Genomic DNA, 12,454 nt, shown 5'->3' on the forward strand with positions numbered 1-12,454 from the left:
ATATTAATCACGCTAACTGATTGAAAATCATTATACTTATAAACAGGATTATCCTCTTATTGATTTAAGAAGGCATTAATAAAAGCGTCAATCTACTGGGTGTGTTTTTTAATATTATTTAATCTGCGTTTAACTTTACGCCATAAAAACGCGTACCGTTAATGAATAAAAAAACGGGCCGCCCGCCGGCGGCCCGTGGCGCAGAAACAGACCTTACACCCGTTTTTTGGTGGCGGTATCCATCCAAACCGCCAGCAGCAGGATGGCCCCTTTAACGATATATTGCCAGAACGTGGGCACGTCAAGCATGCTCATGCCGTTATCCAGCGACGCCATGATAAACGCGCCCATTACCGCGCCGGCCACGCTGCCGACGCCGCCGGCCAGGCTGGTGCCGCCGATGACGCAGGCGGCGATGGCGTCCAGTTCGGCGATATTGCCCGCCGACGGCGATCCGGCGCCAAGGCGGGAACTGAGGATAAGCCCGGCAATCGCCACCATCAGGCCGTTGATGGCGAATACCGCCAGCTTGGTGCGCTCGACATTCACGCCGGAAAGCCGGGCGGCGTCAATATTGCCGCCGATGGCATAGACGCGCCGGCCGAAGGCGGTGCGGGACGCCATAAACAGGCCGGCCAGCATCAGCGCCACCAGCATCAGCACCGGCGTGGGCACGCCACGGTAGTCGTTAAGCAAATAAATGGCGCCCAATACCACCACGGCGGTAATAGCCTGGCGCGTCATATCCCAGGTCTTGGCCGGCACGGACAATCCCAGACGCTGGCGATTGCCGCGCCGGCGCCATTGCCAGGCGATAAACAGCACCAGGCTGATAAACCCGATGCCGAACCCCGCGCCGCCCGGCAGATAGCTTTGCCCGATCTGCGACATGGCGGGCGATGTGGGCGATACCGTGGTCCCGTTGGTGACGCCGATTAAAATGCCGCGAAACGCCAGCATGCCCGCCAGGGTGACAATAAACGAAGGCACCTTGCGGTACGCCACCCACCAGCCGTTCCAGGCGCCGAGCAGCAACCCGAGCACCAGGGTCACTGCGATGGTCAGCGGCAGCGGCCATCCCAGCCAGACGTCGAAAATCGCCGCCGCCCCGCCCAGCAATCCCATCATGGAGCCGACCGACAGATCGATCTCCGCCGAGATGATGACAAATACCATGCCGACCGCGAGAATGCCGGTAATGGCGGTCTGGCGCAGCAGGTTGGAAATATTGCGCGCGCTCAGGTACGAGCCTTCGGTGGTAAACGTGAAAAACAGCATGATGACCACGATGGCGGCCAGCATGACGAACACCTGCAGGTTGAGGGACTTCCGCCTGCCGCCGGCAATCGCCGCACCGTCGGTGTGAATAATTTTAGACATGGGAATCACTCCTGAGCGCCGCTTCCATGACCTGTTCCTGGGTCAGGTTGCGGTTGATAAGTGAGGCTTTAATGACACCCTGGTGCATCGCCAGCACCCGATCGCTGATGCCCAGCACCTCGGGTAATTCCGAGGACACCACGATGACGGCGATGCCCTGGCGCACCAATTGATTAATCAGCAGGTAGATTTCCTGCTTGGCGCCGATATCGATACCGCGGGTCGGCTCGTCGAGTATCAGGATGTCCGGGTTTAGCAGCAGACATTTCGCCAGGATGGCTTTTTGCTGGTTGCCGCCGCTAAGCCGGCCGATGGCCAGTTCCGGGGAAGCGGTTTTCACCTTCAGCCGCCCGATGGCGTCACGCACCGCGGCCTGCTCGGCGGCCTCGTCCACCATGCCGAACCCGCCGGTGAATTGGTTGAGCGCCGCCAGGGTAATATTGGCGCCGACGCTCATCACCGGCACGATGCCGTCCTTTTTACGATCCTCGGGCACCATGGCTATCCCCCTGCGCATTGCCTGGCGGCAGTTGGCGAAACGTACCGGCGCGCCATGGAGCAGGATCGTGCCCTCCCAGCGCCCCGGATAACTGCCGAACAGGCACTGCACCAGTTCGGTACGACCCGATCCCACCAGCCCGGCGATGCCGAGGATTTCCCCTTTATGCAGGCTGAAGGCGGCATTATTGACGCGGCGGATATGCTGATTGACCGGATGCCAGGCTGTCAGGCCCTCCACCCGCAGGATTTCCTCGCCAATCACGTGAGGCTCATGGGGATAAAGCTCCGTCAGTTCGCGGCCCACCATCATGGTGATCAGCGCCTCTTCGCTCAGGCCCGCGGCCGGACGCGTGGCGATATGCCTGCCGTCGCGAATGACGCAGATCATGTCCGATATGGCTTTGACTTCATTAAGTTTATGGGAAATATAAATGCAGGCGATATCGTGATTGCGCAAATCGTCGACGATATCGAGCAGGATGGCGGTCTCGCTTTCGGTGAGCGACGCGGTGGGCTCGTCCAGGATCAGCAGGCGGACCTGCTTGTTGAGCGCCTTGGCGATTTCCACCAGCTGCTGCTGGCCCAGGCCCAGTTCGCCGACCCGCGTGTCGGGGTCGATATTGAGTTTGACCTGCGCCAGCATCCGCTGGCAGCGCAGGTACATATTGTCATAATCCATGACGCCGTATTTCGCCCACTCGGTGCCGAGGAAAATATTCTCCAGTACCGTCATTTGTTTCACCAGCGCCAGCTCCTGATGAATAATGGCGATGCCCTTTTGTTCGGTATCGCGTACCCCGTGCGCCACCAGAGGTTCGCCGCCGAACAGGATCTCGCCCTCGAAGGTGCCGTGCGGATACACCGCCGACAGCACTTTCATCAGCGTCGATTTACCCGAGCCGTTTTCGCCGCACAGCGACAGCACCTGGCCGGCCTCGATGGTCAGGGACACATTATCCACCGCCTTGACCTGGCCGAACCGCTTGGTGATATTTTTCATTTCCAGCAAATTTGATGCCACGATAATCAACCTCCGCAACCGGGCCGCTGTTTAGCGCGGCCCGGTTCAGTTAACGTCACAGACGACAGCCGGCGTTCAGGCGGATTAGTTCAGATCGGATTTCTTGTGGAAACCATCGGCGATGACCGTGCTCTCTATGTTGCTTTTATCCACCGAGATCGGCGTCAGCAAATAGGAGGGGACGTCCTTGAGGCCATTGTTAAGGGAGGCGTTGGACTTGGGTTTTTCACCATTGCCCAATTGAACCGCTATCTCGGCGGCAGTGGAGGCCAGCTGCTTGATCGGTTTATACACCGTCATGGTCTGGGTGCCCTGGTTAATCCGCTGAATACCGGCCAGATCCGCATCCTGGCCCGAGATGGCCACTTTGCCGGCCAGCCCCTGGGCGGCCAGCGCCTGGATGGCGCCGCCGGCGGTGGCATCGTTGGAGGCCACTACCGCGTCAATTTTATTGTTATTGGCGGTCAGGGCATTCTCCATGATTTTCAGGGCGTTTTCAGGTAACCAGCCGTCGGCCCATTGGTCGCCGACGATTTTTATCTTACCGCTGTCAATCAAGGGTTTAAGCACCGTCATCTGGCCGGCGCGGAACATTTTGGCGTTATTATCCACCGGCGAGCCGCCCATCAGGAAATAATTACCTTGCGGCACCCGCTTAACCAGGCTTTGCGCCTGCAGTTGCCCGACTTTTTCGTTATCAAAGGAAATATAAAAATCCACATCAGCATTATTTATCATTCGATCATAAGCGAGGACTTTTATGCCCTCCCGTTTCGCTTCGGCAATAACATTGCTTAACACTTGTCCGTTGTAAGGAATAATCACCAACACGTCAACGCCGCGATTGATCATATTCTCTATTTGTGACATTTGCGTTTCTTCATTGCCGTTGGAGGATTGAACAAAAACATCGGCACCCAGTGATTTGGCCTTGGCGACGAAAATATCGCGGTCTTTTTGCCAGCGTTCCAGACGCAGGTCGTCCACCGCCATGCCGATCTTGATTTGTTTGGCCATGCCCGGCTGGCTTAGCAATACCAGCGCCGCGCAGGCGGAAAGCAGGAGAGTTTTCAGTTTCATTTTAATTCCTTATGTTACTTTTATAAGAACAAATTCAGCAATGGAACTTGCCGAGCAACGGATAAGAATCAAACCTTTACAAATAATGTTGCGTAGGGGCGCCCAAGAGGCGACAGAGTTAACCCATGTAGTATTAGGGTCGGAAATCAGCAGCGGCAATTGCAAATTTTCACAACGGCATTATGATATTTTACTCAAATGCGTATTCTGTGAGCTGCGCCTTATTTTGCCGGTGAGGTTAAGGCCGGCCAAACATTAACTTCCGTATTTTCCCCGCCAAAAAGCGCTTTTATCCCCTATTCCTTGTGATCCCGCGCACAATTAATAATTTCATGAATGGCGATGTGAAATAACGTAATTGATCGCGCCGGGCGTTATTACCAGAATCAAGCACAGATTTGCTTATTGTGCCGTCATATTTACCCGCCGGCCTGATAAATCCCGTCCGCTTCAGAACGGACCTGGTGTTTCCAAGGAGTCATTATGTCTCAATTCTTTGATCAAGTTGAAAAAATCCGTTTTGAAGGTACGCAAAGCACCAATCCGCTGGCGTTTCATCACTATAACGCCGACGAAAAGATTTTGGGTAAACGCATGGAGGACCATTTGCGTTTTGCCGTCTGTTACTGGCATACCTTCTGCTGGGGCGGCACCGATATGTTCGGCGTGGGTTCTTTCGACCGTCCCTGGCAGCACGCGGGAGACGCGCTGGCCCAGGCGCGGCTGAAAACCGATGTGGCCTTTGAATTTTTCAGCAAACTGGGCGCGCCTTATTACTGTTTCCATGATATTGATATCCTGCCGGACAGTCCCACCATCAAAGACTATCTGAATAACTTCGCCATATTGACCGACGTGCTGGCGCAAAAGCAGCAGCAGACCGGCATCAAGCTGCTGTGGGGCACGGCGAATTGCTTTAGCCATCCGCGTTACGGCGCCGGCGCGGCCACCAGTCCGGATCCAGAAATCTTCGCCTGGGCCGCCACCCAGGTCAACAGCGCCATGGACGCCACCCGCAAACTCGGCGGGGAAAATTACGTGCTGTGGGGCGGACGCGAAGGCTATGAAACGCTGCTGAACACCGATTTACGCCAGGAACGCGAGCAGATCGGCCGCTTTATGCAAATGGTGGTGGAACATAAACACAAAACCGGTTTCCAGGGCGCGCTGCTTATCGAACCCAAACCCCAGGAGCCGACCAAACACCAGTACGACTATGACGTCGCCACGGTGTACGGCTTTTTAAAACAGTTCGGCCTGGAAAAAGAGATCCGGGTTAACGTCGAGGCCAACCACGCCACGCTCGCCGGGCATACGTTCCATCATGAAATCGCCACCGCCATAGCACTCGGGATCTTTGGTTCGGTAGATGCCAATCGCGGCGATCCGCAGTCCGGTTGGGATACCGACCAGTTCCCCAACAGCGTGGAGGAAAATGCGCTGGTGATGTATGAAATCCTCAAGGCCGGCGGCTTCACGACCGGCGGACTGAATTTCGATGCCAAGGTACGCCGGCAAAGCACCGATAAATACGATCTGTTCCACGGCCATATCGGCGGCATGGATACCATGGCGCTGGCGCTGAAAGTGGCGGCGAAGCTCATCGAAGACGGTCGCCTGGAGCAGATGGTGAAGGCGCGCTACGCGGGCTGGAACGGCGATTTGGGGCAGCGGATACTGCAGGGCAACCTTTCCCTTGCCGAGCTGGCCCAGTACGCCGGCAAGCACGCCCTGGCGCCGGAGCATCGCAGCGGACAGCAGGAACTGCTGGAAAATATCGTCAACCAGGTCTTGTTCAGCTAACGTCTCCGGCGGCGATCCCGGCGTCCGCGCTGGCGGACGGCCGCTATAGTCAACCCGCGCCGCCCCCGCCAACGCGGGGGCGGCGCGGTGACAATTCAGAAGGATAGCGTATGTATATCGGCATAGATTTGGGCACCTCCGGCGTGAAAGCCATTCTGCTGGACGAGGCGCAGCATATTCTGGGCAGCCATACGGAACCCCTGACCGTTTCCCGGCCCCGGCCACTGTGGTCCGAGCAGGACCCGGAGCAGTGGTGGCGGGCGGCCGACAGCGCCATGCGCGCCCTGGCCGCCCGGCATGATCTGAGCGGGGTGCGCGCCCTCGGGCTGACCGGCCAAATGCACGGCGCGACGTTGCTCGATAAGCAGCAGCGGGTATTGCGCCCGGCCATTTTGTGGAACGACGGGCGCAGCTTTGCCCAGTGCCGCTCGCTGGAAGACGACGTGCCCCGTTCCCGGGATATTACCGGCAACCTGATGATGCCCGGTTTTACCGCCCCCAAGCTGCGCTGGGTGCGCGAACAGGAACCGCAGATCTTTGCGCAAGTGGATAAGGTCCTGCTGCCGAAAGACTACCTCAGGCTGCGTCTAACCGGGGATTTCGCCACCGATATGTCCGATGCGGCGGGGACGATGTGGCTGGATGTCGGGCGCCGCGACTGGAGCGATGCGCTGCTGGGCGCCTGTGGGCTGTCCCGGGCGCAGATGCCGCGGTTGTTCGAGGGCAACCAGGCGACCGGCACCCTGTTGCCGCAGGTGGCGGCAAGCTGGGGCATGGCCGCGGTGCCGGTGGTGGCCGGCGGCGGCGACAACGCGGCCGGGGCCATCGGCGTCGGCCTGTATCGCCGGGGACAGGCCATGCTGTCGCTTGGCACCTCCGGCGTTTATTTTGCCGTCAGCGATGGGTTTCTCAGCAATCCCGAGCAGGCGGTGCACAGTTTTTGCCATGCGCTGCCGGGGACCTGGCATCTGATGTCGGTCATGCTCAGCGCCGCATCCTGCCTGGACTGGGCTGCCCGCCTGACCGGCATCGGCAGCGTGCCGGCACTGCTGGAAGCCGCCGCGCAGTCCCGCCCCGGCGCGGCGCCGGTGTGGTTTTTACCCTATCTTTCCGGCGAACGCACGCCGCACAATAATCCCAACGCCACCGGCGCGTTTTGGGGGCTGACCCATGAACACGGCCCGGCCGACCTGGCGCGCGCGGTGGTGGAAGGCGTCAGCTTCGGCCTGGCGGACGGTATGGACGCCCTGCACGGCACCGGCCTGCGGCCGGACAGCATCACGCTGATTGGCGGCGGGGCGCGCAGCGAATACTGGCGGCAGCTGCTGGCCGATGTCAGCGGCGAGGCGCTGGACTACCGCACCGGCGGCGACGTCGGTCCGGCGCTGGGCGCGGCGCGTCTGGCGCAGCTTAGCTGCCACCCCGGGACGTCCTGGGCGGACATGCTGCCCGCGCTGCCGCTGGAGGCCCGCTATACGCCGGATAAGGAGCGGCACGAGGCTTATGCGGAGCAACGGAAAGTATTCCGCCGGTTCTACCAGCAGGTGGCGCATTTGGGCGAGTAGAGCCTCGCCCGCACTTTATAATGAATTTGCTAGCTGGCGCACATCCGGTCAATTCTTTCTGATTGTTCAAAGGTATATGCTGGCCTTCGGCAGATTTTCGTGAGAACCCACCGTATGTTTGAAAAACGTTATCGTATAACTCTATTATTTAATGCCAATAAAGTGTACGACCGCCAGGTTATCGAGGGGGTGGGCGAGTATTTGCAGGCGTCGCAGTGCGATTGGGATATTTTTATCGAAGATGATTTCCGCTGCCGTATCAACCGTATTGAAGAGTGGCTGGGCGACGGCGTGATTGCCGATTACGACGATAAGGAAATTGAACTGCTGCTCAGCGAGGCCAAGGTGCCGATTGTCGGCGTCGGCGGCTCTTACCAGCATGCCGAGGAATATCCGCCGGTGCACTATATCGCCACCGATAACCATGCGCTGGTGGCCAGCGCTTTTTTGCACCTGAAGGAAAAAGGCCTGAACCGGTTTGCTTTTTACGGCCTGCCGGCCAGCAGCGGCAAGCGCTGGTCACACGAACGCGAGCAGGCGTTTCGCAAACTAACGGCGGATGAGTATTACCAGCCGATAGTCTACCAGGGCGTGGAAACCGCGGTGGATAACTGGCAGCATGCCCAAAACCGGCTGGCCGACTGGCTGCAGTCGCTGCCGCCGCAAACCGGCATCATCGCGGTAACCGATGCCCGCGCCCGCCATCTGCTGCAGGTATGTGAACACCTGAATATCGCCGTGCCGGAAAAACTGTGCATTATCGGCATCGATAATGAAGAGCTGGCGCGGTGCCTTTCCCGGGTAGCCTTATCGTCCGTCGCCCAGGGCACCCGCCAGATGGGCTACCAGGCCGCCAAGCTGCTGCACCAGTTGCTGAATAAATCACGGCTGCCGCTGCAGCGGATTCTGGTGCCGCCGCTGAAAGTCATGGAGCGCCGCTCGACGGACTTCCGCTCGCTGCGCGATCCGGCGGTGATACAGGCGATGCATTATATCCGCTATCATGCCTGCAAGGGCATCAAGGTCGAGCAGGTGCTGGACGTGGTGGGCATGTCCCGCTCCAACCTGGAAAAACGGTTTAAGGACGAAACCAGTAAAACAATTCATAACGTCATCCATGAGGAAAAGCTGGAGAGCGCGCGCAATTTATTGATCTCCACGTCGCTCACCATCAATGAAGTCTCGCAAATGTGCGGCTACCCTTCTTTGCAATATTTTTATTCGGTATTTAAAAAAGGGTTTGATATCACGCCCAAGGAATATCGTGAAAAATATGGCGAAATGTCTTATTAGCGCCGCGCGCTGCCGGTGCGGCTGACCATTGCGGCATCAGGCACGGCCAGGGCATCCGCTTCCCGCCGCGCCGGTTTTGCCTGCCGCGCCTGCATAATCTGCGGCAAATGGGTTTCTATCCAGTCGGCCAGGTGTTCCACGATAGCGCCGACCTCCAGTCCCAGCCCGCTAAGGCTATATTGCACATGGGGCGGCATCACCGGCAGGGATTGGCGGATGACCAGGCCGTCCTCCTCCAGGCACGAGAGGGTCTGCGCCAGCATTTTTTCACTGACGCCGCCCACTTTACGGCGCAGCTCGCTAAAACGATGGGTACCTTGCGACAAGGCGATCAGCACCAGTACGCCCCAGCGGCTGGTCAGGTGTTTCAACACCTCCCGCGACGGGCAATTGACGTCAAGCAATTCGCCGCGCTGCATTTGCCGCGCCAGCGTGGATTTGGGTGCCGCCTGAAAATTCATATACTTACCTTTTTGTTAGTACTTACTTTAAGTAAGTATAGGGGATATGATGCTCTTTCTGAAGCCCAAAGGAGAAAATGATGATTGTTATTACAGGCGCGACCGGCCAACTGGGCCGTTTAGTGATAGCTGAACTGTTAAAAACCCATCCGGCCGCGGATCTGGTGGCCGCCGTGCGCTCGCCGCAAAAAGCGCAGGATCTGGCGGCGCGCGGCGTTAACGTGCGCCAGGCCGATTATGACCGGCCCGAGACGCTGGACAGCGCGTTTAAGGGCGCGACGAAACTGCTGCTGATCTCCTCAAGCGAACTCGGCCAGCGCACGCGCCAGCATGGCGCCGCGATCGACGCCGCCAAACGCGCCGGGGTGGAATTACTGGCTTACACCAGCTTGCTGCATGCCGATACCAGCCCGCTGGGACTTGGCGAAGAGCACCGCGCAACCGAAGCGCTGCTGCGTGATTCCGGCCTGCCGGTCGTGCTGCTGCGCAACGGCTGGTACAACGAAAACCATGCCGCCGGCGTCCCCGCCGCCCTGGCCCACCACGCCCTGGCGGGCAGCGCCGGCGACGGCAGGATAGCCTCGGCCGCGCGCGCCGACTTTGCCGCTGCGGCGGCAAAGGTATTAACCCTGGACGGCCAGGCCGGTAAAGTGTATGAACTGGCGGGGGACAGCGCCTATACCCTGTCCGAACTGGCGGCGGAAATTACCCGCCAGTCCGGCGTGGCGGTGAAATATGTCGACCTGCCGCCATCGGAATACCAGGCGCTGCTCAGCCAGGCGGGACTGCCCGGGCCGGTTGCCGCGCTGCTGGCTGATTCTGATGCCGGCGCGTCGCAGGGCGGGCTGTTTGACGATGGCCGGCAGTTGAGCCGGCTGATAGGCCGCGCCACCACGCCCATCAGGGATACGGTGGCCGCCGTACTGAAAGCCGGGTAATCGCCCGCCGCGATGCGCGGCGTTGCCCGCGCTACAGCGGCTGCAGCACGATCAGCAGCACGCAGGCGATAAGCGCCACCAGGGTAAAGGCGGCGGCGTGGCGCAGGATGGCCGGGGCCGTCAGTTCGGCGCGGCCCAGGCTGCGGCGCAGCGATCCCGACTGCATACCGTGCAGCGCCGATAACGCCAGCACAAAGATGACCTTGATGATAAGCGACAGGGACGGCGGCCAATTGCCCATCAGGGTCAGCGCCAGCCCGGAAAGCCAGGTGACGATCATGGCCGGCAGCGTCACGGTTTGGTTAAAACGCTGCACGGCGCTGAATAGCCGCAGGCCGGGCGCGCGCTCGGCGGCGGGAGTGTGTTTCCAGGCGGTCATCGCCACCGCCAGCAGCAGCATACCGCCTATCCACAGCGTGAACGCCACCAGATGCAGCGCCTTTATCAGCATATAGGTCATTATATCCGTTTCTCCTTAACCGGCACGCCATCCACGCCCGGCCCGGCTTCACGCCGTTTAATCATGCCCACGTTAAAAAACGTCCCGAAAGGGATAAAAGCCAGGATCAGCAGGCGCGCCACCTGGGCTTTACGCCACATACCGCCGGCGGCGGTATTCACCACCATCCAGGCGTAAAACAGAAAAGCCAGTCCGTGGATCGGCCCCATCGCCGCACTCACCTGAGGAAAGCCGGCGAGGTGTTTTAACGGCACGGCAATGCACACCAGGATAACCAGCGTATAGCCTTCCACCACCGATGCGAGATGCAGGCGTCTTAACAGCGTAAGCTCCGCGCCGTCCAGACCCTGGCGCGATTGATTGTCGATGGCCACGTTCGCCCTTTTTGCCGCTGCGGCGGCGATAGCTACTGAAAAAGTAGGGTTATTCTAACCGCAGGTTGCCATGACGGCAAGCCAGCCGGCCAATGCCGCCGCCGGCGGGTAACACGTCAACCGGGGCAGGCGACGGCGCCGGACCCCGCTGACCGGAGGGCGCCGGCGACATCCCCCTATCCCATAACAGAACGCGTGGCGGTCGCCGGCGCATCGGGCGGCGTGGCCGCGGGCGGGCTGAAGGCGGTGGCATCGTAGGCGAAGACCCAGTGAGCTTCCAGGCCGGACGCATGGGGATTCATCAGGGCCTTGACCTTGTAGCTGAAATCACGCCGGAACTGCTGCCACGGCGAGGACAAATGATACAGCCGGCCCCGCTCGCGCGCCGAAAGCTGGACCCGGCTGGTGCGCGGCAGCCGTTCCGCCTCGTATAACCGCAGCGCCTGGGGGATATCGCCGGCATTGGCCGCCAGGACGCTGGCCAGCACATATCCGTCCTCCATGGCCATGGCGGCGCCCTGGGCCAGGAACGGCAGCATGGGATGCGCCGCATCGCCCAGCAGCGTGATATGCCCCAGCGACCAGCGCGGCATCGGATCCCGATCGAACAAGCCCCATTTCAGCACGTTTCGCGCGCAGGACAGAATGCGCAGCAGCTCGGGATGCCAGCCGCTGAACGTGCGCAACAGCTCGTCGCGATTACTGGGCAAATGCCAGGATGACTCCATCCAGTCGGCGGCTTCGCTGACCGCGACGATGTTCAACACCCGGCCGCCGCAGATGGTATAGGTCACGACATGTCCGTTGGGGCCAAGCCAGACGGCGGAAACCGGGCTGATAAAATCGGCGTGTTCGCCCAGGGTAATGGCGGCGCGCCAGCAGATATGGCCGGTAAAACGCGGCGCTTCGTCGCCAAACAGCGCGCCGCGCACCACCGAATGAACGCCGTCGGCGCCAACGATGACATCGGCCTCGTACTCCGCGCCGTTATCAAAGCGGGCGACCGCCGTCCCCTCATGGTTAAGCACCGAGACGCAGCGCGCGTTGTGGGTAATCAACCGCGCGTCGATAAGGCCGACCAGCATGGCCAGCAAATCGGCCCGGTGCAGGTGATAAAACTCCGCGCCAAACAGCTGCGGGCAGGCACTGGATAATGGCGTGCGAAACTTCTCCCGCCCGGTACGCCAGTTGCGCCCGACAATCGCCAGCGGCAGGTAGCCCAACCGCTGGAGTTCGCCGCCCAGGCCAAGGGCCTTTAACACTTTTACCGCGTTGGGCGTCATCTGCACCCCCGCGCCCACTTCTCTAAATGCCGCTGTACGCTCAAACAGATGTGCTTCCATGCCCCGTTGCTGCAATGATGCGGTCAATGCAGCGCCACCGATGCCTCCGCCAATGACGCCTATACGAAGCTTACGATTCATTCAGTTAACCTTTGGTGAATAAACGTTTAATGAAATAGTGCTACTTACCTTTTGTCGGAACCCGCCCAGGGTTCGCCGGGGACCCGGCGGGCGGGCGCAGCACATGTCGGGAAGCTTGGGGTTAAACGGCCGTCTCGGCATAGGGCGTGCTTAT

Annotated in this window: 10 protein-coding genes and 1 pseudogene; 4 read left to right on the top strand and 7 right to left on the bottom strand. The window is 59.8% G+C overall.

The window, feature by feature from the left end; genetic code table 11:
• Positions 1 to 213 precede the first annotated feature (213 nt).
• The 3 genes from xylH to xylF form a co-directional block, all read right to left on the bottom strand.
• Complete coding sequence (gene xylH / locus ACL2XM_RS18425) at positions 214 to 1,380, bottom strand: xylose ABC transporter permease XylH (protein WP_413722032.1); 1,167 nt, start codon at positions 1,378 to 1,380, stop codon at positions 214 to 216.
• Positions 1,373 to 2,881 carry a xylose ABC transporter ATP-binding protein gene (locus ACL2XM_RS18430; protein WP_413723540.1) on the bottom strand — a complete coding sequence of 503 codons (1,509 nt, stop codon included), beginning with the start codon at positions 2,879 to 2,881 and terminating at the stop codon, positions 1,373 to 1,375. Before ACL2XM_RS18430 ends, xylH begins: the two co-directional genes overlap by 8 nt.
• 105 nt (positions 2,882 to 2,986) lie before the next feature.
• Complete coding sequence (xylF, locus tag ACL2XM_RS18435; RefSeq protein WP_413722031.1) at positions 2,987 to 3,982, bottom strand: D-xylose ABC transporter substrate-binding protein; 996 nt, start codon at positions 3,980 to 3,982, stop codon at positions 2,987 to 2,989.
• 483 nt (positions 3,983 to 4,465) lie between these two features.
• Between xylF and xylA the strand changes: the two genes are divergently transcribed.
• From xylA to xylR, 3 genes are all read left to right on the top strand, one after another.
• Positions 4,466 to 5,785, top strand: a complete 1,320-nt coding sequence (gene xylA / locus ACL2XM_RS18440; protein ID WP_413722030.1) for a xylose isomerase — start codon at positions 4,466 to 4,468, stop codon at positions 5,783 to 5,785.
• Positions 5,786 to 5,895: 110 nt separating this feature from the next.
• Positions 5,896 to 7,350, top strand: coding sequence for a xylulokinase (gene xylB, locus ACL2XM_RS18445; RefSeq protein ID WP_413727234.1), 1,455 nt, complete (start codon positions 5,896 to 5,898; stop codon positions 7,348 to 7,350).
• A gap of 114 nt (positions 7,351 to 7,464) precedes the next feature.
• The gene (xylR, locus tag ACL2XM_RS18450; protein WP_413722029.1) at positions 7,465 to 8,643 is read left to right on the top strand and encodes a D-xylose utilization transcriptional activator XylR; all 1,179 of its coding nucleotides are present in this window, start codon (positions 7,465 to 7,467) and stop codon (positions 8,641 to 8,643) included.
• 68 nt (positions 8,644 to 8,711) lie between these two features.
• On the opposite strand, the pseudogene ACL2XM_RS18455 reads toward xylR, so the two are convergent.
• Positions 8,712 to 9,104 (bottom strand): annotated as a pseudogene (locus ACL2XM_RS18455) (winged helix-turn-helix transcriptional regulator); the annotation flags it as partial.
• Positions 9,105 to 9,184: 80 nt separating this feature from the next.
• Here ACL2XM_RS18455 and ACL2XM_RS18460 point away from each other — a divergent pair.
• Entirely contained in the window at positions 9,185 to 10,042 is an 858-nt protein-coding gene (locus tag ACL2XM_RS18460; RefSeq protein WP_413723539.1) for an SDR family oxidoreductase, read from the top strand.
• 31 nt (positions 10,043 to 10,073) lie between these two features.
• Here ACL2XM_RS18460 and ACL2XM_RS18465 read toward each other — a convergent pair whose 3' ends face one another.
• The 3 genes from ACL2XM_RS18465 to ACL2XM_RS18475 all read right to left on the bottom strand — a co-directional run bounded on the left by ACL2XM_RS18465 (position 10,074) and on the right by ACL2XM_RS18475 (position 12,300).
• Positions 10,074 to 10,502: a CopD family protein gene (locus tag ACL2XM_RS18465; protein ID WP_410012280.1), complete on the bottom strand. Its 429-nt coding sequence runs from the start codon at positions 10,500 to 10,502 to the stop codon at positions 10,074 to 10,076.
• Positions 10,502 to 10,876 (bottom strand): DUF3817 domain-containing protein, encoded by a 375-nt coding sequence (locus ACL2XM_RS18470; RefSeq protein ID WP_413731351.1) that lies wholly within the window; start codon positions 10,874 to 10,876, stop codon positions 10,502 to 10,504. Before ACL2XM_RS18470 ends, ACL2XM_RS18465 begins: the two co-directional genes overlap by 1 nt.
• Positions 10,877 to 11,052: 176 nt before the next feature.
• Positions 11,053 to 12,300: an FAD-dependent monooxygenase gene (locus tag ACL2XM_RS18475; protein WP_413731353.1), complete on the bottom strand. Its 1,248-nt coding sequence runs from the start codon at positions 12,298 to 12,300 to the stop codon at positions 11,053 to 11,055.
• Positions 12,301 to 12,454: the final 154 nt, after the last annotated feature.

It is taken from the genome of Sodalis sp. RH20 (assembly GCF_047324205.1).
GTDB lineage: Bacteria > Pseudomonadota > Gammaproteobacteria > Enterobacterales > Enterobacteriaceae > Acerihabitans.

What these genes read in the sequence shown, in the direction of transcription:
- xylA (WP_413722030.1), top strand. Translation starts at nt 4,466, where the DNA reads ATGTCTCAATTCTTTGATCAAGTTGAAAAAATCCGTTTTGAAGGTACG.
- ACL2XM_RS18460 (WP_413723539.1), top strand. Translation starts at nt 9,185, where the DNA reads ATGATTGTTATTACAGGCGCGACCGGCCAACTGGGCCGTTTAGTGATA.
- xylR (WP_413722029.1), top strand. Translation starts at nt 7,465, where the DNA reads ATGTTTGAAAAACGTTATCGTATAACTCTATTATTTAATGCCAATAAA.
- xylB (WP_413727234.1), top strand. Translation starts at nt 5,896, where the DNA reads ATGTATATCGGCATAGATTTGGGCACCTCCGGCGTGAAAGCCATTCTG.
- ACL2XM_RS18430 (WP_413723540.1), bottom strand. Translation starts at nt 2,881, where the DNA reads ATGAAAAATATCACCAAGCGGTTCGGCCAGGTCAAGGCGGTGGATAAT.
- ACL2XM_RS18465 (WP_410012280.1), bottom strand. Translation starts at nt 10,502, where the DNA reads ATGACCTATATGCTGATAAAGGCGCTGCATCTGGTGGCGTTCACGCTG.
- xylF (WP_413722031.1), bottom strand. Translation starts at nt 3,982, where the DNA reads ATGAAACTGAAAACTCTCCTGCTTTCCGCCTGCGCGGCGCTGGTATTG.
- ACL2XM_RS18475 (WP_413731353.1), bottom strand. Translation starts at nt 12,300, where the DNA reads ATGAATCGTAAGCTTCGTATAGGCGTCATTGGCGGAGGCATCGGTGGC.
- xylH (WP_413722032.1), bottom strand. Translation starts at nt 1,380, where the DNA reads ATGTCTAAAATTATTCACACCGACGGTGCGGCGATTGCCGGCGGCAGG.